Raw genomic sequence first — 23341 nt, forward strand, 5'->3', positions numbered from 1 at the left:
GCAAGGGCCGCACTCGGTAGGGGCCCTACCCATTCAGTATCCGCCCGCCCGGGCGTACCTTCCGGTTGACGAGGTTTCAATGTCGCACCTGCATTCGACTGCCCTGCGCGGTACCGCCGCGTCCCGCCGTACCCTCGGCAACCACCCGATGGCCTGGGCCATCGCCGTGGCACTGGGCTCCATGGCCGTACCTGCAGGTGCGCAGCAGGCCTTCAGCCCGGCCTGGTTCGCCGACAAGGGCGCGGCCCATAACGCGGCGGCGCAGAGCGGGCGCATGCCCAACGGTGCGCCGGTCAACTTCGGGCAACCCACCCAGCAGCAGGATGCGGCGCGGCAGAAGCTGCAGCAGTCAATCGACAACCTCGGCAGTGCGGCGCAGGCGATCGCACTGCAGCAGCGCATGCAGGAACAGGCGCGGCAGAATCTGCGCAATGCCGGCTACATCGTCGCGGACGGTCTGGGCAAGGGCGGATTGAAGGTGGATGAGAATCCGCTCACCCGCGGCTGGATCAACGCGCGTGACGCGGTCCAGAAGACCGGTGCTGATGGCAAGGTGGAAGTCAGCATCGAGCAGACTGCAGACAAAGCGATATTGAACTGGGAGACGTTCAATGTCGGGGCCAACACCGTGCTCAGCTTCGGCCAGAACGCGGACTGGGCAGTACTGAACCGGGTCAATGATCCCAACGCCCGGCCCAGCCAGATCCTGGGCCAGATCAAGGCACCGGGCAGCGTGTTCATTGCCAACCGCAACGGCGTGGTGTTTGGCAACAACAGCCAGATCAACGTCCGGAACCTGGTGGCGGCGGCGGCCCGGATCAGCGACGCGCAGTTCAACGACAACGGCCTGTTCGGGGCCGATGCCACGATGGCGTCGCTCACTGATGCTGCGGGCGATGTGTTGGTCGAACGCGGCGCACGCATCACCACGCACGTGCCGGGCACCGCCACCCGCAGTGGCGGCTACGTGCTGCTGGCAGGCCAGAACGTGGAGAACGCCGGCCAGATCGAAACAGTGAAAGGGCAGGCCCAGCTGGCGGCCGGTGATTCCTTCATCATCCGCCGTGGCGTGGGAACCGCGCAGAACACGGCTTCCACCACCCGTGGCAACGAAATTGCCCCGCAGTTGGCTGCCGGAAGCACGGCAGGCACGGTCACCAACTCGGGCCTGATCCAGGCGCGCGAGGGCGACATCACCCTGGCCGGGCGCACGGTGGAACAGGCGGGTGTGGCGGTGGCCACCACCACGGTCAACCAGCGCGGCACGGTGCACCTGCTCAACTCGCTGGCTGATCGGACGGGTTCGGTCACCTTGGCGGAGGGCTCCACCACGGCCGTGCTGATTGAGGACGACGGCAAGACCACCGCGCTGGACAGCCAGCGGGATGCCCTGATCGCCGAGTCGTCCGCGCAGAACATCGTGCGTGCCACCAGCAATACGGGTACGTTCGACAATCTGTCGCGCATGCAGGACCGGCGCGATCAGTCGCGCATCGAGATCGTATCCGGCGGCAATGTGGCTTTCGAAGGTCAGTCGCTGACCCTGGCCACAGGCGGACAGGTGGTCGTCGACGCAGCCGGGCGCAGTGCGCTGGCCGATGGCGCACGCGTGGACGTATCCGGTGCGGTCGGGGTCAAGGTCTCGATGGAAAGCAACAACGTCAAGATCAACGTGCAGGGTAACGAACTGCGCGATTCCCCGGACAACCGCGACAGCGGCAAACTCAACAGTCTCAACAACAATGAGGCGTGGATTGATCGCCGCCAGCTGATTCATGTCGCGGCGGGCACCGGTGGCTATGAGGCCGAACGCTGGTACGCGGCCGGTGGCCTGCTGGAGGTCGGCGGCTATCTGGGCACGCAGGGACACTCGGTCAGCGAATGGGCCGCGCAGGGCGGCAGTGTGCTGCTGGGCGGCAACGAGGTGATCACCCAGGCCGGTTCTAGGATCAACCTGGCCGGTGGCAGCCTGGATGTGGCCAGTGGCACCATCCAGCAGACCTGGCTGCGCGGCACCGATGGGCAGTTGTATCGACTGGATGACGCGCCGGCGGCCATGCTGTTCGCAGGTTTGTATCGTGGCTTTGAAAGCAGTCATGAACGCTGGGGCGTCACCGAGAATTTCCGCAATCCGCTGATCGCCAGCGAGCGACGGGTGGAGAACGGATACACCGTGGGCCGCGATGCGGGCCAGCTGGTGATTTCCGCTCCCACTGCGGTGCTGGACGGTGATATCGATACCCGCACCTTCCAGGGCGTACGTCAGGATCGCGGCCCCGATGCAGGCAAGGACGGCTACACGCAGGCGCAGACCGCCGTGGCGCGCAATGCCGCGCTGCTGCTCGGCCAGTACGGTGCGCGCGGCCGCGAGGGCGGGTTCGCCACCGACGTGCGCCTGGGCGATACGGTTGGGCTGCCAGCGCTGGCGGATCTACAGGCTCCGCTGGATACGAGCCGCGGCAACACCTTCTGGATGGACGCCGACACCCTGAGCGCCCAGCAATGGGGAAGCCTGGACCTGCTGACCCGCGGCACCCTGCACACGGAAGGCAGCCTGCGCCTGCAGGACGGAGCGGCGCTGGTGTTTACCGCTGCTGTTGTCCAGATCGACGGCGACATTACCGCGCATGGCGGCTCGCTGAGCGCCAGCAATCTGCAGACACTGCCCAATGGCAATCTGCAGGCAATCCTGCTGGAGGGTCGCGGCAGCGTGGGTCTTGGCGATGGGGCGCGCATCGACCTGAGTGGGACATGGACCAACCGCCTGATGCAGCCCGAACGTGACAGTCAGGCGGCGTGGGTGAATGGTGGCCAGCTGGACCTGCAGAACAGCCACGACGTGCAGATGGGCGCGGGCAGCGAGGTGATCGTCGACGCGGGCGGCCGGGTGGACGTGCAGGGCGACATCATGGTTGGCAACGCCGGCAGCGTGGCGTTGCGCGCCGACGTGGCGGACGTGCCCAGTGACGGCTCCGGTCGCGTGCACCTGGGGGACGGCGCACGATTCAGTGCGCTGGGCCTCAACCGGAGTGGCGCGTTCCTGCTGGAGACAGGGGGGCAGGTCCAGATCGGCGGCGCGCCCGTCGATGATGCGCTTACGCTTGAAACGAGCATGTTCGCCAGCGGATTTTCCTCCTACGACATCAACGGGCATGCGGGCGTGGTGGTGCCAGAAGGCGTCCAGCTGCACGTGCTGCGGCCCAGCGTGAGGCCAACGACAGGTGCGCTTTCAGCAGTTGATCACAAGGCAGCGCTGGAAACCTGGCAGGCCCCGCTTTACCAGGTGGATCCTGGCAGCGGTGCGGTCACCCGTCGTGAGGGAGCGGACCTGACCCTGCGCTCCGAGCGACTGTTTGCGGGCGGCAGTGTAAGCGTGGGCGAGGGCGCACTGGTGGAGGTCGACAGCGGGAACGGCATCCTGCTGCGCGCTGCAGAGAACATCACAGTGGACGGCACACTGCGCGCACGCAGCGGCCGGATTGCGCTCGAAGGTGTCCGTTACACGCCGGGGGCGTATCCATCAATGCCTGGAACGCGCACGTGGCGGTTGGGCGACACGGCCGTGCTTGACGCCAGTGCCGACAGTTTCGTTGCGGTCGACGCGTCCGGCCGCCGCCAGGGCATCGTCAACGCCGGTGGTCGCATCACCCTCGGTGGTGATCTCGACTGGGAGACGCGCAACGCGGTGGCCGATTCGGTGGATGCATTCGTGGTGGTGGACGCAGGAGCCCGATTGCTGGCCTCGGGCACCAGCGAGCGGCTGGACGTACAGGGGCAGGGCGTGCAGCAGGTGGACACCGACGGTGGCCGCATCGTCATCCGATCGGCCAACGCGCTGTACCTGCAAGGCGCGCTGGAGGCGGCGGCGGGCGGTGTCAGCGCCGAGGGTGGCACCTTGGGCGTTGCCTTCGGGGGGAGCGTATATGGCCCCACTGCCGTGGACGCGGTGCTGGTTCCGCGTGAGCTCGCGTTGGGACAGGATCGCGAACAAGGGCTCAACAACGACGCGCCGGTCTACGGTCATGGCTATCTGAGCCTGGAACAGATCGCGCAGGGCGGCTTCGACCATCTGTCACTGTTCGGCGACGTCCGTACAGACGGAGCGCTGTCGCTGGCGATGGACGGAAGCCTGCGCCTGCTGGGCAGCATCGGCTTCCGACCGAGTGCAGCCGCCGGTACCCTGGCTCTCTCGGCACCGTACCTGAGCTTCGCGCAGGGTAACTGGCGCACTGTCACCGGCGAAAACATGAAACGACCCGCACCGCCGACATTGGCGCAGGGCGCGGGGAACCAGCTCACCGCATCCGCCGAGCTGATCGATGTGCGTGACGCCGTCAGTTTTACCGGCTTCGACAAGGTGGACCTGCGCAGCACTGGCGATCTTCGATTGCTTCGAGGCAACAACGTTGTCGGCAGCGGCTTCACCCAGTTGGCTGCACCATCGGCACTGGATATCACCGCGGCTCAGATCTACCCGACGACGGGTACGTATGCGGCAATTGCAGTTGGCCTGGCACCCGAGCAGATCGGTCAGGAGGTTGAAGTCTGGCAGAACGCAGACGCGCTTCTGCGGATTTTCCGCTCCGACGGCGATACGCCGGCTCCAGCTCCCTCGGTGTTTGGCAGCATCAGCCTGGTAGGGGCCAACGTAGAGCAGGGCGGCGTGGTACGCGCACCCCTCGGCAAGGTGCTCATCGGTGGGGTGAGCAACCAGGCCGAAGGCGCACAGGTGCGCCTGCTTGACGGCAGCATCACCTCCACCAGCGCCGCAGGGCTTTCGCTGCCGTACGGCGGTACCGTGGACGGGTTGCAGTGGTACCTTGACGGTACTGCGGTCGAGCCGCAGGAAGTGGGTGGCCGGATTGCCGGGACGAATCCGATCGGCATCACCTTCAAGGCGCGGCAGACCAAGGTGGATTTCGGCGCGTTGCTGGACATGTCCGGTGGCGGCGAGCTGACGGGTGCGGCCTATGTCAGTGGTCGTGGCGGTTCGGTGGATATCCTGCGCAACGCGCTCGCTGATGCCAATCCGGCTTACGCGTTCAGTGCCTCGGGGAATCCCGTTTACGCGATCCTGCCCGGCTACGGCGGCAGCGTGGCACCGGCTGGCCTGTCCCAGGGCAGCGCCGACCCGGCACTGGGCCAGCGCATCGTGGTGCCGGAGGGCGTGCCCGGTTTGGCTGCCGGTACGTACACCCTGTTGCCTGCGTCGTTCGCCTTGCAGCCGGGTGCGTTCCGTGTGGAACTGGGCAGCACGGGCGTCAATGGCGTCGCCGGTGCGATCGCCACCGGCACCGGCTCCTGGCGTGTCGCGGGCCGACAGGGACGTGGGCTGGGCACGGACATTTCGCCGCTGCTGACGGACATGCTGATCACGCCGGCGGCCATGGTGCGGCGCCACTCCGGCTACGACGAGACGTCCTACAACACGTTCGTCGCCCGTGATGCGGAACGGCGGGGCCTGCCGCGCGGACTACAGACCGTGGATGCCGGTCGCCTCAAGCTGGATCTCAGCCCGGATGCCAGTCGCGATGGCACCTCGGCGTTGAAGGTCGCCGGCCAGACTCGTCTGGGGGCCGCGGCAGGAAGCGCCGGCTTCGCCGGCAGCGTGGTTGTCTCCACCACCGGCGGTCCGCTGGACATCATCGCGGCCGCCACGTCCGCACCGGAAGGGCACGGTGCCGTGCTGGAGGCGGAAGCATTGAATGCGCTGGCACCTGCTCGCATGGTTCTGGGCGGCGATTTCGATGTGGGGGCGTACACATCCCCCACCGCGGTTGTAAACGCATTGGCACCTACAGTACGCGTCCATGACGGGGCAGCGCTTTACGCGCCCGAGATCATCCTGACCGCCAAGCAGGGCGGCGCGGGAATCGTCGTCGAACAGGGGGCCACGCTCAGCACCCTTGGCCAGGGAGCCGCTTCCTACGACGCCAGCGACGGCTTCTTCTATCAGGGTCAAAATGGGGCTGCGGTGTTTGCCGTGTCCAACGGCGACATCAACCTGTTGCCGAATGGCAGTGTGGCCGACGTTGATATCAACATCGGTGCCTGTCTGAAAACCACGTGCGCGGGGCAGGCACTGGTGGTGTCCGAAGGCAGCATCACCGCCGCGACCGAAGGTCGCCTGCAGATTGGAGAGAACGCAAGCTACGGAACGCGCCGGTTGGGCCTGGCGGTCTCGGCGATCAATCTGGGCCAGGCCGATGCGATTGCTGCATTCGCGGCGAATGGCGGTCTGCCGGCCGGTCTCACGCTCAACCAGGACATGCTGCAGAATCTGCTGAAAGGCAACACCGCGATCCAGGCCCCGGCACTTGAAACGCTCAGCCTGAGCGCACGTGATGCCATCAACGTGATCGGCAGCGTGGAGCTGGACACCCGTGACGCAGTCACCGGCAAGAGCCAACTCAAGCAACTGATGCTGGGTGCCCCCGCGATCCATGGCTACGGCAACGCGGATGACCGCGCCCGGATCGTAGCCGACACGCTGCTGTGGGACGGAGCCATGGCGTCACCCCAGGCCGCCATCGGCAGCGGTGCGACCACGCCGCAGGGCGCGGCCATGGTCGACCGCCTCGGTGCGGGGCGGTTGGACATCGTGGCCTCCACGCTGGAGCTGGGCTCGCCCGCGTCCACCCGACGCAACTCGGAATCCAGTGCCAACCGTCAACTGCTGGGGTTCTCCTCGGTCAATCTGCAAGCCAGTGACCGCGTGCTGTTTTCCGGCAAGGGAACGCTGGATGTCTACCAGCAGCAGGGCGACTACGTGGCGGGACAGGGCTGGACCTACACCGGGGGTGAGCTGGACATCACCACACCGTTGTTCACCGGTGCCGATGCCGCGAAGCTGGCAGTACGCACCGGTGGCATGCTGACCATGCACGGCAATGGCAGCGCGGCCGGCGACAACGCCGCGTTGGGGGCCGAGCTGTCGCTGCAGGCGCGCGACATCGTCCTCGACAGCACCCTGAAGCTGGCGTCCGGTCGCCTGAGCGCCAAGGCCGATGGCGGCATTACGCTGGGCGGCAATGCCGACCTCGACCTGGCCGGGCGCACCGTTACTCTGCTGGACGTCGACAAGTACAGCTGGGGCGGCGACATTGAATTGAGCGCGGCGTCGGGCGACATACTTGCCGATGCAGGCTCACGCATCGATGTCTCGGCCCGTAACAACCGCGGTGGACGTCTCACCGTCAATGCCAGCGGGGCAGGGGCCGGGCGCGTGTCGTTGGCCGGCACATTGCTCGGCGGGGCCAGCGGTACCACCGATGCCGGCGGCAGCCTCGTACCCTGGGACGGCGGCGAACTGGTGCTGCATGCGCGCCAACTGGAGGACTTCCAGGGATTGAACCAGCGGCTCACCGCCGGTGGCATCACCGGTGCACGCACCTTCCAGCTGGATGAAGGCGATCTGGTGATTGGCGATGAAGTGAAGGCCCGCAAGGTCGACATCAGCGTTGACGGTGGCAGCCTGCAGGTGAATGGACGCGTTGACGCCAGCGGCGTGCAGGTAGGCAGCATCCGCCTGGCCGCGCGCGACCTGCTGCAGGTGAACGGCACGCTGGATGCGCACGGTACTGGCCTGCGCGTGGACAGCTACGGCAAGATCATCGACAGCCCCAACCGCGCGGATATCGAACTGACCAGCAGCCAGGGCCGTGTGGCCCTGGGCAGTGCGGCACAACTGGACCTCCGCAGCGGCACCGACCTGGCAGTGGGCACGGCCGCTGGCCAGAATGACGGCGCGCCCCGCGGCATGCTGCGCCTCAACGTGCCGCGTGTCGGCAGCAACGACGCCGGCATTGATGTGGCCAGCGGCGTCAGCATCGACGGCGCGCGCGAGATCCAGCTGAACGGGTTCCGCCGATACTCCGATGCGCCGCTGGCGAGCGCTGACGATGTGCACGGCAACCGCCCGCAGCTTGTCACCCAGACCTGGCTGGACGAGGTGGTGGATCCGGACAACCGCGCGTGGTTCGATGCCGCCTTCGCCAACACCGACCTGCAGCAGCGCGTTGCCGCGTTGGGCAGCTACCGCCTGCGTCCCGGCGTGGAGATCGTTGCCTACGCCGGCGGAGCCAACAGCCGCGGCGACCTGGTGATGTCCGGGGATATTGATCTCTCCGGCTACCGCTATGGTCCCCAGGCAGACCGCAATGACCCGTCGCGGCGCGGCTTCGGTGAATCCGGTTCGCTGGTGCTGCGCGCCGAGGGTGACATCAACCTCTACGGCAGCATCAACGACGGTTTCGCGCCGCCGCCGAGCAATCCCGACGAAGGCGGCTGGTTGCTGATGCCCGGCGCCAGCGGTGACGCGCGGACACCGTACGGTGCCGACATCATTGTGCCGATCGGTGGCGTGCGCCTGCAGGCAAACACCCGCTTCTCGGCCGGCACCACCTTGAACTACGCCATTCCCTTCCGCGCCATGACGCTGCCGGCCGGAACCGAAGTGCCGATGCCCACGCGCATCGCCGGTACCCTGCAACTGGCGACCGGCACGGTACTGCGCGCGTCGGTGACCACCGCCGACGGCCAGGTCTTGGCGGCGGGCACCGTGCTGTCCGCGCCGTTAAGTCTGGGCCCGGGTTCGACGCTGGGTGCGGGCTTCCGCCTGGACAGCGCACTGGCAGTGCAGGCGCAGCAGTGGCCGGCAGGTGTTCCGTTGCCGGCGGACATGCGCCTGAGCACGGCGGTGGAACTCAAGGCCGGTTCGCTGATTCCGTCAATGACCGAGATCGTGCTTGCGGGCAACACCCCGGTCAACCTGCGCCCCGCCGACGCCAACGGCAACCAGGGCCGCAACTGGGCGTTGGCGGCCATGCTGCCGGAAGGCACCACCTCGTGGGACATCACTGTCGTGGCCGGTGCGGATACCGAGGCGGCAGACATGCGTACGCGCCGTTTTGGTGCCACGGGCAATCTGATCCTGTCCGATACGCATTACTCGACCATCCGTACGGTGGAAACCACCAGTGTGTTCATCGGAACCCGCGTGGTCACGCTCCAGGGCTCGCTGGAAATCTGGGGTGATGACAGCTGGGTCGGAAAGCCGGTAAGCGAGCTGGCTGAGGCCATCGGTTACACCGAAGACGAACTGTGTGCGCTTGGCGATGCCTACTGTGAAATCGGAGGTCGCCTGCTGACCCGCGAAGGTTCGCTGAATCTGTGGGGTGACGAGAGTTTTGCCGACCGTCCGGTTCGCGAACTGGCTGAGATGATCGGCTACACCGAGGATGAGTTGTGCGCTCTGGATCCCACCTTCTGCTACGGCGGTGGAGAGTGGGTCGAGGAAACCCTGTACGCCAGCCGTCCCGGCAGTCCCGCATGGAGCGTGCTGCGCACCGGTACCGGTGACCTCAATCTGCTTGCGGCAGGGGATGTGGCAATGCGGTCCGGCTTTGGCGTGTATACCGCCGGCACACCCACCTCGTTGGGAGCGGACCTGGATGTCGCATTCGACCCTGCGCGTGCACCACTGCCAGGACTTTCCTCACTGTTGGGTCCGGTGCAGGCAGGTGGCGCGTACGACGCAGTGCTGGCTGCTTACCGTGCGTGGTATCCGGACGCCGGTGGCAATCTGCTGGTCGCCGCCGGTGCTGACATTCTTGGTGATACCTGGGCCGAGAGCGCGTCCCTGGATGGATTCTCGGATTCCGTGTACGCGGATGCGGCCAGCAGCAGCGTGGGTAACTGGCTGTGGCGGCAGGGCTCTGGCACCACCGCGGGAGTCGATCCGGCCAGCACCAGTTGGTGGATCAACTTCGGTACCTATGTCAGGGCCCGCAGCAGCAGTTCAGATACGCCTCGGATGGTCGGTTTCACCGGGTTTGGTACGCTTGGTGGCGGCAACCTCAGCCTGGAAGCGGGCGGTACGGCGGGTGTGCGGGAAGCCAAGGGCGGTGCGTTGACCAGCACCTCCTTTGCAGGACACTCGACCGCGATCAACGCGGTGGTCGGTTCGACAGGTCGGGTCCATGATGGGGAACTGGTGCTGACCGGGGGTGGCGACCTGCATGTGCGCAGCGCCGGGGCCTTCAATCCCAACCTGCAGGCCACCTCGCAGATCAACAACAACAACTTCCAGAATCTGGAACTCAATGGCACGCTGGTGAACCTGCGCGGGCAACTGGTTCTGCAGGCGTCCCGCGTCGGCGGTATTGCAACCAATGCATCAAGCTACCAGAAGCTGGACAACACGATTCCCTCGGATCCGTTCATTGCCCAGCGCGGTGAAGCCATGGGTGGCCCCGTACTGGTGCTGGGCGATGCGAATGCACTGTTGCAGGCACGCGGAGATGCCGTACTGGGGGCAGTGACGGACCCAGGACGCGCGGCGGTGGTCAACTACAACGCCGTGGCGACGGCGGACGGAAGCACCGCAGCGGGCACTTCCTGGTTCTCGCTTTGGACCGACAACACTGCGCTTGACCTGGTGTCCGCCGGCGGCGACCTCACCCCCACCCTGATGGGTACCCGCCACGAAATGGGGCGTGACCTGCGCGCAGAGAACTTTGTATCCTCGGTGAGTTACTGGATGCTGCCGTCGAAGATCCGGCTGCTGGCCGCTGGCGGCAGCATCAAGTTGGACAAAGCGTCGGACCAGACCAATCACGTATTGATGACACGGCCGTCCGCAAACGGTGAGCTGCAGGTATTGGCCGCTGATTCGATCCTGGCTACCCCGGGGGCCATGGCGATCAGCAGCAGCGGTTCAGATGCCCGACTTCCTACGCCGTTCGAACCCGCTTTCGTGGCCAGCAAGGACGCCCGCCAGGTCGCGGGCAACGTGTCGGTGGAGGCTCCCTCATTCGAAGGGCAGCGTGGCCTGCCACTGTTCACGTTCGGTGCGCCTACACTGCAGTCCACTGACCTGCGCGCCAATGGCAGTGCCCCCAACCGCTTCTATGCGGCACAGGGCGACATCATCGGCCTGCGCACCGGTCAGCAGTGGGAACTGCAGCGCATTTCGGGAGACAAGCGCACCGTCTTCACCTACAACGACGTCGCCGCTCCCGTCCACGTCCGCGCTGGCCGCGACATCCTGCTCAGCGACATTGGTGGCCTCAACAACACCGACACCGACATCAGCATTGTCGAAGCCGGCCGCGACATCGTCCATACCCCGATCCGCATCGCCGGCCCGGGCGATCTGGAAGTGAGCGCCGGTCGCCAGATCCGCCAGGAAGACAGGGCCAGCATCACCACCACCGGTGGCCTGGTGCAGGGCGACACCCGCCCGGGTGCCAGTATCTCGGTCACCGCCGGCAACGAACAGCTCGACTTTGCGGCGCTGCGCGACCGTTACCTGGACCCGAACAACCTGGCCGACCCGGAACGCACCCTGGCCGAACAGCCGGGCAAGGCAGTCAAGCTGTACGGCACCGAGCTGGAAACCTGGCTGCAGGACCGCTTCGGTGTGCCGGCCAAGGGCGATGCCGCACTGGCGCTGTTCGATTCGCTACCGGAAGCGCAGCAGCGGATCTTCCTGCGTCAGGTCTACCACGCCGAACTGCGTGCCGGTGGCCGCGAGTACAACGACCCGGACAGCCCGCGCTTCGGTTCCTACCTGCGCGGCCGCGAGGCGATCGCCACGCTGCTGCCGGAGAAGGATGCCAACGGTGCCACCATCGACCGTACCGGCGACATCGTGATGTTCGGCGGCTCCGGTGTACGCACCCAGGCCGGCGGCAACATCGAGATGATGGCCCCGGGTGGGCAGATCGTGGTGGGCGCACAGGGTGTGGTGCCGCCGGCCTCGGCCGGTGTGGTCACCCAGGGCCAGGGCGACATCCGCATGTTCAGCGATGGCAGCCTGCTGCTCGGCCTGTCGCGGGTGATGACCACCTTCGGTGGCGACATTCAGGCGTGGTCGGCACGCGGCGACATCAACGCCGGTCGCGGTGCGCTGACCTCGGTGCAGTACACCCCGGCGCTGCGCGTGTATGACCAGTGGGGCAACGTAAATCTCTCGCCGCAGGCTCCGGCCACCGGCGCGGGTATCGCCACGCTGGCCCCTATCGCCGAAGTGCCGGCGGGCGACGTGGATCTGATTGCGCCGCTGGGCACGATTGACGCGGGTGAGGCGGGTATACGTGTGTCGGGTAACGTCAATCTGGCCGCGCTGCAGGTGCTTAATGCGGCGAACGTGCAGGTGCAGGGCGAAAGTACGGGTCTGCCGGTGCTGGCGACGGTGAACGTCAATGCGCTGAGCTCGGCCAGTGCGGCCGCCAACAGTGCCAGCCAGGCGGCGCAGGATGTGATGCGCAAGACGCAGGATGACGCGCGCAAGAACCGGCCTTCGGAGATCAGTGTGCAGGTGCTTGGGTTTGGCGCGAGCAGCAGCGTGGAGCCGAAGCCGAAGGCGTCTGAGCCGGTCAGTTCGTACGATCCGAACAGCGCGTTCCAGTTCCCGCAGGCGGAGGAGACTGTTCGGCGGTGACGTAGGTACCACGCCCTGCGTGGTACGAATGCTGGCCAGCACCGCGTAGCCACGCAGGGCGTGGCTCTACGGTTCGATAATCGCCATGAACGCCTGACGCGGGATTCCGCGTCAGGTCACAACGGCAATACCCGCCGGAATACCTGCGGGCCGCGCGCATCGCGCTGGTGCACCAGCACCTGTAAGCCTTGCGCAGGCAATCCTTCGCCTTGCACCGGTAACACCTGCCACCCCTTGCCGGGCTGCCAGGCCTGCACGTCAAACCGGGTCACATCCTGCGCCACTACCAAGGCCTGTCCCAGCACCGGGGCCGGCAATGGAAACTGCGTTGCGGGTTCGCCGGCCGCACGGCGCAACGTGCCGCCTTGCTGGTACCAGCGAACCTGCTGCCAGCGCGTGCCTTCGCTGCCCACGCTGCGGGTAATCTCCAGCGAGAAACTGCCGCCGGGGTCACGCGCGGTGATCAGCGCGCCGGGCAGCAACCGCTGAGGTTCGTCCGCCGGCATCAACCGCTCACCCTCGGCCCGTACGTCCGCACGCATTTCGATATCCCGCTGCAGCTGCTGCAGTACGCGCAACGACGCGGTCAGCTCGGCATCAGAGGCGCGCAGGCGCTGGTCGCTGCTGGCCACGCTGTCCAGCGCCCGCCAGCAGATCACACTCAGCAGCGCCATCACCGTGATCGCGATCATCACCTCGATCAGTGTGAAGCCACCTTGCTGTCGTTTCATGGGCTGCCACTCCAAGGCGTGCGTATCAACACCAGCCGCTGGTCCGGAGCCTGCTCGAGAAACACCGTCAGCTGCACCGTGGTCAGGCCATCACTGCGCTCAATGCGTTGCAGACCGAGAAATCGGCTGCGGCCCTGGTCGCACAGCCAGCGTGCATCCTGCAGTGGCTGCGCCTGCAGGCGTAGTTCTTCCCACCGGTTCTGTGCGCACAACAACGCCAGGCGGCGATCACGCACGCGGCCTTGATCGTCGGTGGCGACCGATATTGCGCGCATCACCGCGGCCAGTGCCACCGCAACGATCGCCAGCGCAATCAATACTTCAATCAGAGTGAAACCACGCGTGCGCCGCCTCATGGTTGCACCGTGATCGCACCGGTGCCGTCATCGGTCACCCGCAGGTGCTGTGCACCGGCGGTGATCTCCAGTTCCCACGGCGTGCCGATCCATTCCGGACTCAGTTCGATGCCGTCGCGCGGACGCACGCTGACCTCGGAGGCCTGCCATTGGCGTGGCCGCAACTGGTCGTCGCGCTGCAGCGTCACCCATTGCGCGCCGTCACGGCGGCTGAATGCGTAGCCCTCTGCGTCTGCCTGCCAGCGGATCGTGCGGCCGTCGATGCGGGCTTCATCGCGGGCGACCTGCAGGTGCTGGGCAAGCTGCAACGCGTCCTGGCGTAGTTTGCGCTGCGGGTCGAGCAGGGTGCCCATGCCGAGGCCGATGCCGCCGGCGCAGACGCCGATGATCACCAGCACCACCATCAGTTCCATCAAGGTGAATCCGCGTGCGTGCCGGCGTGGCATCAGCGCTGTCTCCTGGCCCGGCTTTACGGTACGGCCGCTTGATGAAACAAAAGCGTCAGCAGCACCTGCTAGCGTCATTGCATACGGCACGGCAAGGACACCTGCATGGACATGCGTCTCTGGGATCGCAATCGCCTGCTTACCGCACTGACCGGCAGCGTCCTGCTGCTGGTGCTGGTGTACTGGACCTGGGCCTTCGCCGCACCGCAGGACAGCGTCGCCGGTGCCCGCGTGCAGTTGTCTGCCCCACGCCCGCATCCGGTAGACCCGTCGCTGACAGCGCCGCTGGTGTCGTTGATGTCACCCGGTGCGGTGCAACCCCAGGTGCAGGTACTCGGCGTTCTCGCCGGCGACCACACCCCGCTGGCACTGTTGTCGGTGAACGGTGCGTCGCCGCAGGCGGTGGCGGTGGGTGAACGGCTGGGTCCTGCCACCGTGGTCAGCGCCATCAGTGCCGAGACGGTCACATTGGAACAGGCCGGCCACGCCACCCCACTGCCGGTACCCGCGCTACCGCCATTGCCCGAACAAAGCATCGTGCGCGCGCGCTGAGTCGCATTCATCGTGCTGGCCGCTGCGGCACCACTGAGTTGCCCAGGGCATTGCCCATACGCTGCCGCGTGCCTTCCAGGTTGTACTGCAGCATCTGGTTGCCCGGCTGGCGGATCAGCTTGTCAGCCTCGGACATCTTTGCTGGTGCGGGCTGCGTCGCCGGTGGGGTCAACTTTTCCTGCAGACAGGTCCACGGACGCACGCGTTCGCCATTGACCACGACCTCCACACAGGCCGGAGCCGGTGCACGTACCGGCACCGCCGGCAGGTCGCGCGGTGCATCGCATCCCGTGGCCAGGGCCACGGTGACCAGCACGGACAGAATCGACATGACGCGCTCCGGGAATTTCGGTCTCCATCTGCAAGACGGAAACCACGGCCACAAGCCGCCAGCGTTCCGACCAACGGCAATGGCGACCTCCGCACCTTTGGAAAATTTTCTGTCGGCTTTGACGCACCGTACACGTCCTGAAGAGGAACCGGCGCTCAACGGCGCTTTCTCCGCTCTCCCCGATGCGACGCGATGCCTCTGATGAACTCCCCACAGCGCCGTTCCGCCCTTGCTGCTTCTCCGCGCCGCCGTCTGGCCGTGGCCATGGGCGCGTTGTTGTCACCGCTGTTGGCCTGGGCGCAGGACGCGCAGGAGGCGGCCCCGGCAGCGGCCAAGGTCACCATCAACGAATACGTGGTGCGCGGCAACACGGTGCTGACCCCTCGCCAGATCGAATCGGCGGTCACCCCGTTCCTCGGGCCGGACAAGACCATGCAGGATGTCGAAAGCGCGCGTGACGCGCTGTCGGCGCTGTACCAGCAGGCTGGCTACCAGTCGGTGTTCGTGGAACTGCCCGAGCAGCAGGTCACCGGTGGCGTGGTCCTGTTGAAAGTGAACCAGACCCCGATCGGCCAGCTGCGCGTGGTGGGGGCCAGGCACGAGTCGCCCGAGCGCATCCGCGAGCAGGTGCCGGCCCTGGCTGAGGGCAAGGTGCCGGACTTCAATGCCGCGCAGACCGAACTTTCCGCGCTGAACCGCGGTGGCCGCCGTCAGGTGATGCCACTGGTCAAGGAAGGCAGCACGCCGGGCACCATGGACGTGGACCTGCAGGTCGAAGATCGCTCGCCGTGGCGCGCCAGTGCGGCGCTGAACAACGACCACAGTGCCGACACCGAAGACCTGCGACTGAGCGCGTCGATCGGCCACGACAATCTGTGGCAGCTGGGCCACAGCGCCACCCTGAGCGTGTACACCGCGCCGCAGGACACCGACCAGGCCAAGGTGATCTCCGCATCGTATGTGGCTCCGTTCGAGGGCACGCCGTGGGGGCTGGAGTTCAACGGCTACAAATCGGACAGCCAGGTGCTGGATGTGGGCGGGCAGGGCGGAGCAGGCGGCGGCACCAGCGTGCTCGGCGACGGTCATTCGCTCGGCCTGAAGCTGACCTACCAGCTGGAAAGCAGCGCCGCCTGGTGGCGTCAGTTGAGCCTGGGCGTCGACTTCAAGGACACCCAGGAAGACACCCGCCTCGGCGACGAAAGCATGACCACACCGCTGAAGTACGCGCCGATCACCTTCGGCATCACCGGTGTGCGTCAGGGCGAAGCCGATGTGCTCAACTTCAATGCGCAGCTGGTGGTCGGCACGCGCCGCCTGTTCGGCTACGGCAGCGACACCGCGGAGTTCGACCAGAAGCGCTATCGCGCCGATCCCAGCTTCGTGGTGCTCAAGGGCGAGCTGGCCAACACCCACACCTTTGCCAGTGACTGGCAGTGGTATGCGCGCGGCTCGCTGCAGATGACCGATGCGCCGCTGGTCTCGGCCGAACAATATGCCGCCGGCGGCATGTACACGGTGCGCGGCTATCTGTCGGCCGAGGCGATTGGCGATTACGGCGGATTGCTTAACCTGGAATGGCGCACCCCGGCGCTGCGTGCCGGCAACTGGCTGGATGCACGGCTTTATGCGTTCACCGACGCGGCCTACCTTCGCCTGCGCAAGCCGCTGCCGGAGCAGGACGACAAGTACAACCTCGCTTCGTTCGGCATCGGTGCCTCGCTGCGCTTTGGTGACCACCTGCAGCTGCGCCTGGATTACGGCTACCCCTACAGCGACGGGCCGACCACGTCCAAGGACGACCCGCGTTTCAACTTCAACCTCAGCACCAGCTATTGACGCGTGCGCGCGTCGTACCGGAGATTCCGCATGGCCCGTTTACTTCCCCGACTGCTGCTGTCGCTCGCCGCGCTGGTCGCGCTGCCGGCCACCGCCGCCAGCACCGACTGGTGGCAGGCCGAATGGCCTTACCGCAAACCGATCACCCTGGATGCCGGTCCGCAGGGCGCAGGCCTGGCCGCGGATCCCGGGCGCACGCCGGTGCTGCTGCGCCTGCATACCGGCAACTTCTCGTTCGATGGCGTGGCTGACGGCGGCAAGGACCTGCGCTTCATCTCCGCCGATGGCCGCACCGTGCTCAACCATCAGGTCGAGCAGTTCGATGCCAAACTCGGCATGGCATTGGTCTGGGTGGACGTGCCGGGTCTGGCCGCGAACGCACCGCAGACCATCTGGATGTACTACGGCAATGCCAAGGCTCCAGCCAGCGGCAACGGCCAGCAGGTATTCGACCCGGATTACACCCTGGTCTATCACTTCGCCGAAGCCAATGCGCCGGCGCGTGACACCACCGCTTACGGCAACAACGCCGGTGCGGTCGTACCTGCCGCCGATGGCGCGGTGATCGGGCGCGGCGCGCAGCTCGGCGAAGGCCCGCTGCCGCTGCCGGCCAGCGCCTCGCTGGCGCAGCAGGCGGGTGCACCGTTCACTTTCTCGGCGTGGGTCAAGCCGGCCGCACCGGCCGGCGAGCAGGCGCTGTACAGTCGTCGCGAAGGTGAGGCGGAACTGCTGATCGGCCTCGCCAACGGCGCACCGTTCGTGCAGCTCAACGGCCAGCGCAGCACGCTGGCGCAGCCGATCCCGGAAGGACAGTGGGCACATGTGGCCCTGACCGCGTCCGAAGGCACGCTGCAGCTGTATCTCAATGGCCGCGCCATTGCCGAGCTGGCCGGCGCGTTGCCCGCCTTCAACGGCGCGCCAGTGATCGGTGCCGAAGCACCCGGCGCGGCGACGCCGCTGGCCAACTTCAACGGGGCGATCGACGAACTGCGCCTCTCGCGCGCGGCGCGTTCGCCAGCGCTGCTGCAGGCCGACTTCGCCAGCCAGGGCGGCGATGCGCGCCTGGCCAGCTACGGGGCTGACGAGCAGACTACCGGCCAGAGCCACTTCGGTTTCATCCTCAAGGCGATGCCGGTCGATGCCTGGGTGGTGGTCGCGGTACTGGGCCTGATGCTGCTGCTGTCGTGGGCGATCATGATCGCCAAGAGTCGCTATTTCGGTACCGTGGCCAAGGCCAATGAAGCCTTCACCGTGCAGTACCGCAAGGTGACGGGTGCTCCGGTGGCCACGCTGCAGGGCCTGGAGCGCAATGGCACGCTGTCCACGCAGATCCGCGAGAACTCCACCCTGTGGCGCCTGTACCGCATCGCGATGGAGGAAATGGACGGGCGCGGCTCGCACCACCACGGTCTGACCGCCGCAGCGATCACCTCGATCCGCGCCACCATGGACGCAGAAGTCACGCGTGAAACCGAGCGCATGTCCAAGCGCATGAACTGGTTGTCCACCACCATTGAAGGTGCACCGTACATCGGTCTGTTCGGCACCGTGATCGGCATCATGCTGGTGTTCGTGGTCGCAGCCATGGCCGGCGCGGTTGACATCAACTCGGTGGCTCCGGGCATGGCCGCGGCGCTGCTGTGTACTGCCGCCGGCTTGGGCGTGGCGATTCCCGCGCTGTTTGGCTACAACTGGCTGGCTTCGCGTGCCGAAGCGATTGCCGCGGACATGTCGGTGTTTGTCGACGAGTTCACCGCGCGCCTGGCCGAAGAGTTCGACCGCAGCGAACCGGCCGCCACCGCGCGTCCGGCCGTGGCCTGAGGAGCACCGGCATGGCACGCAAGCGGTTCGGCATCAAGAAGCGCGAGAAGGGCATCAACGTGACGCCGTTCGTCGACGTGCTGCTGGTGGTGCTGGTGATCTTCATCCTCACCAGCAACGCCAGCATTCCCGGCATCGAGGTCAACCTGCCCAAGGCCAGCAATTCCACCGCGCTGGAGAAACCCAAGACCAAGGCGATCACCGTGGACAACAGTGGCCAGGTGTTCCTGGATGCCTACCCGGTGAGCCTGGCGGAACTGGAAGACCGGCTGCGCACCGAAAAGGCGACCAATCCGGACTTCCCGGTGATCGTGCGCGGCGACGCGGAAGTACAGTACGCGCGCGTGGTCGAAGTGCTGGACCTGCTGCGACGGATTGAACTGAGCCAGGTGGGCCTGGTCACCGGCAAGGCGCAGGGGTAAGGCGGATGTCAGGTTCCCCGGACAAACGCCGGCAACTCTGGATCACCGTCGGACTGTGCGCTGCTGCGGCGGCGCTGCTGGTGGCGTTCTTCGCATGGCTGCTGACCAAGGACACCGCCAGCACCCGCAGGCCGGTGAACGCGCCGCAGATGCTGGCGTTGCCGCCCCCCCCACCACCGCCCCCGCCGCCGCCGGAGCAACCGCCCGAACCGGAAACCCCTCCGGAAGAGACGGTGCCGGAACCGGAGCCGATGGAGCCGGTGCCCAGCAACGAACCTGAGCCGACGCCGGACACCTCCGACCCGGTGACCATGGATGCGGATGCACAGGCGGGCACCGACAGCTTCGGCATCCGTTCGGGCAGTGGCGGCGGCATGAGCGGCACCGGCCCCGGTGGGGCCGGCAATGCCAGCTACGGGCGCTACCTGGGTTACGTGATGCAGCAGGCGATTGCCCGAGACGATCGGGTCAAACGGCTGGGCTTCCGCCTGCACGTGGACGTGTGGATGGATCCGGACGGCCGCATCACCCGCGTCGAACTCAATCGGGGCAGCGGCAACGACGCTGCCGATGCGGCGGTGGTCGATGTGCTGCGCCGCCTGGGCCAGGTGGAACAGCGCCCACCGGCCTCGCTGACCTTCCCGGCCCGGGTGCTGGTGCAGGGCCGCCGGCCCGGTCTTTGACGCCTTCTCTTTCCTGTCTTTCCCTTTGCTGCGAGATCCGTGATGAACATGCGCAACCCGACCGCTTTACTTCCCCGCCCGAAACGCCGGGTGCTGCTTTGCTGCGCCGTGCTGCTGGCGCTGGCGGCTCCGTCCGGGGCGATGGCCGCGCAGGAAACCACCATGATCAAGCTGATCCGCGGGCTGATCGCCAGCGGTGCGCTGCGTCCTGAAGACGGCCAGGCGCTGCTGGCCCAGGCCGAAGCGGAAGCCGCTGCCGCCGAAGCCAGCAAGGCCGGCACTGCAGCGGCGGTGACCGGTGGCGTGGCGCTGGAAGTCGGCGACGTACGCGTCCCCTACGTGCCGCAGCACGTGCGCGACGAGATTCGCGATGAAGTACGCCAGGACGTGATGCAGCAGGCCAGCGAACAGGGCTGGGCCTCGCCGAACGAAGTGGCCGAATGGACCAAGCGGATCAAGGTCGCCGGCGACGTGCGCGTGCGCAACGAATCGCGCTTCTATTCCGACAGCAACAGCGACATCGAGATCGACTGGGCCGCGATCAACGATGGCAGCGGTTACGACACCAATCCGAACACCAACCTGGACCTGCCGCCGCTGCGCAACAGCCGCCAGGACCGCCGCAACCTGTGGCGCGTGCGCGCGCGACTGGGCGTGGAAGCGGAGATCAGCGAACGCACCCGCGCCGGCATCCGCCTGGCCAGCGGCAGCAGCGACGGTCCGGTGTCGACCACCGATACGCTCGGTGGCGGCATGGAAAAGAAGGACATCTGGCTGGACCAGGTGTGGCTGTCCTACGCGCCCACCTATTGGGTGACGGTGAAGGGCGGTCGCTTCGGCAATCCGTTCTGGTCCAGCGACACGCTGTTCTCCAATGACCTGAACTTCGACGGCCTCGCGGCCAACTTCCTGAGCCCGCCGCAGGGCGAGGGCAACTGGTCGGTGTTCGGCAACCTGGCGGTGGTGCCGCTGGAGTACACGTCGGACAACTCGCCCAGCGCGAGCCAGGTCAAGACCCCGAACGAGAACAAGTGGCTGAGCGGCGCGCAGGTCGGCATCGACTGGCGCTTCAATGACAACCACAGCGTGCGTGCCGCCGTGGCTTACTACGATTACAAGAACATCAGCGGCAAGGTGTCCTCGCCGTGCCTGCTGTATGCAGGTGCCCCGGGCTGCGACACCGACTGGTCGCGTCCGGCATTCATGCAGAAGGGCAACACCCTGATGCTGCTCCGTGACATCGCGCTCAATCCGCTGGACCCGGCCAATACGCCGACCCCGCAGTATGTGGGCCTGGCCTCGGCATTCCGCCTGGCCGATCTCAACCTGCGCTGGGACGCTTCACTGAGCCATCGCATGGACATGCGCCTGGAAGCGGACTACATCCGCAACCTGGCCTATGACCAGAATGCGATGTTCACCCGTGCCAATGGCGGCATCGTCAACAACTTCGGCAACGGCGGCACCACCACCGCCGAATCGTTCCGCAGCGGCGACACCGCGTGGATGCTGCAGGCCACCTTCGGCGATGTCGAGCTGAAGCAGAAGGGGCAGTGGCAGGCACTGCTGGGCTACAAGCGGATCGAGCCGGATGCGCTGCCGGATGCGTACAACGATTCCAACTTCCACCTGGGCGGCACCAACGCGCGCGGCTATTACGTGGGCGGCGCGTACATGTTCGACCACCGCACCTGGGTGAGCGGCAAGTGGATGGCGGCCAAGGAAGTGTTTGGCCCACCGCTGGCCATCGACGTGTTCCAGCTGGAATTCAATACCGGGTTCTGAGTAAGGCGGGAGCGGGCATGGGGGTGCAGGATGCAACCCTCATGCCCGCATTTTGCCCGTCACAACGGCAGATCAAACACCAGCACCTCGGCATCGCGCCCGTTCTCGATCGTCACCTGCGCCTCGTCGCGGATCTGCAGCGCATCGCCGGTATCCAGGGTGATGCCGTTGACCTTGACCTGTCCACGCGCCACCTGCACATAGCTGCCGCGTCCAGGAGCCAGTTCCAACCGCGCCTGCTCATCCCCATCGAACAGACCGGCATAGATGCGCGCGTTCTGATGGATCTTCAGCGAGCCATCGCGGCCGTCCTCGGACACGATCAGGCGCAACTGGCCGCGCTTGCTCTCGGGGGTGAAGTGGGTCTCCTCGTAGCTCGGCGCGATGCCTTCGACCTCCGGGAACAGCCAGATCTGCAGGAAGTGCACGGTCTCATCGGCCGAGTGGTTGAACTCACTGTGGCTGACCCCGCTACCGGCGCTCATGCGCTGCACGTCGCCGTAGCGCAGCACCGAGCCGGTGCCCATCGAGTCCTTGTGCTCCAGCGCACCACCCAGCACGTAGGAGACGATCTCCATGTTGCTGTGGTTGTGGGTGCCGAAGCCCTGGCCACCGATTACCTTGTCTTCGTTGATCACCCGCAACGGGCCGAAGCTGGTGTAGCGCGGGTCGTAGTAGTTGGCGAACGAGAAGGTGTGCTGGGAGTTCAGCCAGCCATGATTGGCCTGGCCACGGGTGTTGCTCTTGCGGATCTGCAGCATGGTGTTCTCCTCGGTGTTCGACTGTTTCGATGATGGTCCGGGATGGGTTGGCCCCGTCCCTTTCCTGTTGCGGCCAGTATCCGCTTGCGCTCCGGGTTTGAAAAACGGATAGTTTTGCAAGCCATCATCGAAAATTTCGAATGCTCAAGCTCAGCCTCGACGCCCTGCAGATCCTGGACGCCATCGACCGCCGCGGCTCGTTCGCGGCCGCCGGCAAGGCGCTGCACAAGGTGCCCTCGACTATTTCCTACACGGTGTCCAAGCTGGAGCAGGACCTGGGCGTGCAGCTGTTCGACCGGGTCGGCCCGCGGGCGGACCTGACCGAGGCCGGGCAGGCGCTGCTGGAGGAGGGCAGGCACCTGCTGCGGGCCGCCCGCGAACTGGAGCTGCGGGTGCGTCGAGTCGCCTCGGGCTGGGAGGCCGAGCTGACCCTGGCGGTGGACTCTATGTTCCAGCCGGCGCTGCTGGCGCAGGACATCGCCGATTTCAGTGACGTGGCCGAGCAGACCCGGGTGCGGCTGATCAGCGAGGCGCTGAGTGGCACCTGGGAGGCGTTGCTGGATCGCCGCGCGGACCTGCTGGTCGGTGCGGCGGGCGAGGGCCCCAGTGGCGGTGGCTATGTGGTGGAAGCGCTCGGAGTGGTGCGCTTCGTATTCGCGGTGGCTCCGTCGCACCCGTTGGCTGCTGTGTCCGGGCCGCTCGGACGCGATGCACTGGCCGAGCACTGCGCCATTGCCGTGGCCGATTCCGCGCGCCGCCTGCTGCCGCGCACGGTCGGCCTGCTGATGGGGCAGGAGACCGTGACCGTGCCGGACATGCTGAGCAAGTTCCGCCTGCAATGCGCCGGGCTGGGCTTTGGCTTCCTGCCCGAGCCCTACGTGCAGGCCGCGTTGGCGCAGGGCCGGTTGGTGGTGCGCGAGGTGGAGGAGCCCAAGCCGGACGAGACGTTCTGGCTGGCCTGGCGCACGGGCGAGGAGGGTGCCGCGCTGCGCTGGTGGCGCGAGCGGCTGCGCGAGCCCGGCCACATGGAGGCATGGTGGGCGCAGATGGCGCAGTGGCTGTGACGGCCTGATCTGTCGGTGAGGCGGCTGGCACAACGGTCGCGTGCGGAATCGTAGAGCCGGGCTTGCCCGGCTGCTCTTTGCGTGCGCCAACAGCAGCCGGGCAAGCCC

Annotated in this window: 13 protein-coding genes; 8 read left to right on the top strand and 5 right to left on the bottom strand. The window is 66.5% G+C overall.

The features are described 5' to 3' along the window. The first annotated feature begins 79 nt into the window (after positions 1–79). Positions 80–12445, top strand: coding sequence for a filamentous hemagglutinin family protein (locus tag QMX83_RS00265; RefSeq protein WP_282294725.1), 12366 nt, complete (start codon positions 80–82; stop codon positions 12443–12445). A gap of 116 nt (positions 12446–12561) precedes the next feature. Here the strand turns inward: QMX83_RS00265 and QMX83_RS00270 are convergent, their stop codons facing one another. The 3 genes from QMX83_RS00270 to gspH are packed head-to-tail and all read right to left on the bottom strand — an operon-like array spanning position 12562 to position 13978. Beyond that, entirely contained in the window at positions 12562–13176 is a 615-nt protein-coding gene (locus tag QMX83_RS00270; protein ID WP_282294726.1) for a prepilin-type N-terminal cleavage/methylation domain-containing protein, read from the bottom strand. Beyond that, positions 13173–13532 carry a type II secretion system minor pseudopilin GspI gene (gspI, locus tag QMX83_RS00275; protein WP_282294727.1) on the bottom strand — a complete coding sequence of 120 codons (360 nt, stop codon included), beginning with the start codon at positions 13530–13532 and terminating at the stop codon, positions 13173–13175. The genes QMX83_RS00270 and gspI overlap by 4 nt, the downstream gene beginning before the upstream one ends. After that, positions 13529–13978, bottom strand: coding sequence for a type II secretion system minor pseudopilin GspH (gene gspH, locus QMX83_RS00280; protein ID WP_282294728.1), 450 nt, complete (start codon positions 13976–13978; stop codon positions 13529–13531). Before gspH ends, gspI begins: the two co-directional genes overlap by 4 nt. A 105-nt stretch (positions 13979–14083) precedes the next feature. Here gspH and QMX83_RS00285 point away from each other — a divergent pair, with 105 nt between their 5' ends. Then, positions 14084–14530: a general secretion pathway protein gene (locus QMX83_RS00285; RefSeq protein WP_282294729.1), complete on the top strand. Its 447-nt coding sequence runs from the start codon at positions 14084–14086 to the stop codon at positions 14528–14530. A gap of 7 nt (positions 14531–14537) precedes the next feature. On the opposite strand, the gene QMX83_RS00290 is transcribed toward QMX83_RS00285, so the two are convergent. Then, positions 14538–14861 carry a hypothetical protein gene (locus QMX83_RS00290; protein WP_282294730.1) on the bottom strand — a complete coding sequence of 108 codons (324 nt, stop codon included), beginning with the start codon at positions 14859–14861 and terminating at the stop codon, positions 14538–14540. A gap of 264 nt (positions 14862–15125) precedes the next feature. Here QMX83_RS00290 and QMX83_RS00295 point away from each other — a divergent pair, with 264 nt between their 5' ends. Genes QMX83_RS00295 through QMX83_RS00315 form a run of 5 tightly spaced genes read left to right on the top strand, consistent with a single transcriptional unit; the run spans position 15126 to position 21408 of the window. After that, positions 15126–16697: a ShlB/FhaC/HecB family hemolysin secretion/activation protein gene (locus QMX83_RS00295; RefSeq protein WP_282294737.1), complete on the top strand. Its 1572-nt coding sequence runs from the start codon at positions 15126–15128 to the stop codon at positions 16695–16697. Between the two features lie 30 nt (positions 16698–16727). Next, a complete protein-coding gene (locus QMX83_RS00300) occupies positions 16728–18518 on the top strand; it encodes a DUF2341 domain-containing protein (RefSeq protein WP_282294731.1) in 1791 nt (596 codons plus the stop codon). Between the two features lie 11 nt (positions 18519–18529). Next, positions 18530–18940, top strand: coding sequence for a biopolymer transporter ExbD (locus QMX83_RS00305; RefSeq protein ID WP_125362183.1), 411 nt, complete (start codon positions 18530–18532; stop codon positions 18938–18940). Positions 18941–18945: 5 nt separating this feature from the next. After that, positions 18946–19623, top strand: coding sequence for a TonB family protein (locus QMX83_RS00310; protein ID WP_282294732.1), 678 nt, complete (start codon positions 18946–18948; stop codon positions 19621–19623). A 42-nt stretch (positions 19624–19665) separates the two neighbouring features. Further along, positions 19666–21408, top strand: coding sequence for a putative porin (locus QMX83_RS00315; RefSeq protein WP_282294733.1), 1743 nt, complete (start codon positions 19666–19668; stop codon positions 21406–21408). A gap of 59 nt (positions 21409–21467) precedes the next feature. On the opposite strand, the gene QMX83_RS00320 is transcribed toward QMX83_RS00315, so the two are convergent. Beyond that, complete coding sequence (locus QMX83_RS00320) at positions 21468–22169, bottom strand: pirin family protein (protein WP_282294734.1); 702 nt, start codon at positions 22167–22169, stop codon at positions 21468–21470. 140 nt (positions 22170–22309) lie between these two features. Between QMX83_RS00320 and QMX83_RS00325 the strand changes: the two genes are divergently transcribed. After that, a complete protein-coding gene (locus QMX83_RS00325; RefSeq protein WP_282294735.1) occupies positions 22310–23233 on the top strand; it encodes a LysR family transcriptional regulator in 924 nt (307 codons plus the stop codon). Positions 23234–23341: the final 108 nt, after the last annotated feature.

It is taken from the genome of Stenotrophomonas sp. PS02289 (genome assembly GCF_029960115.1).
GTDB lineage: Bacteria > Pseudomonadota > Gammaproteobacteria > Xanthomonadales > Xanthomonadaceae > Stenotrophomonas.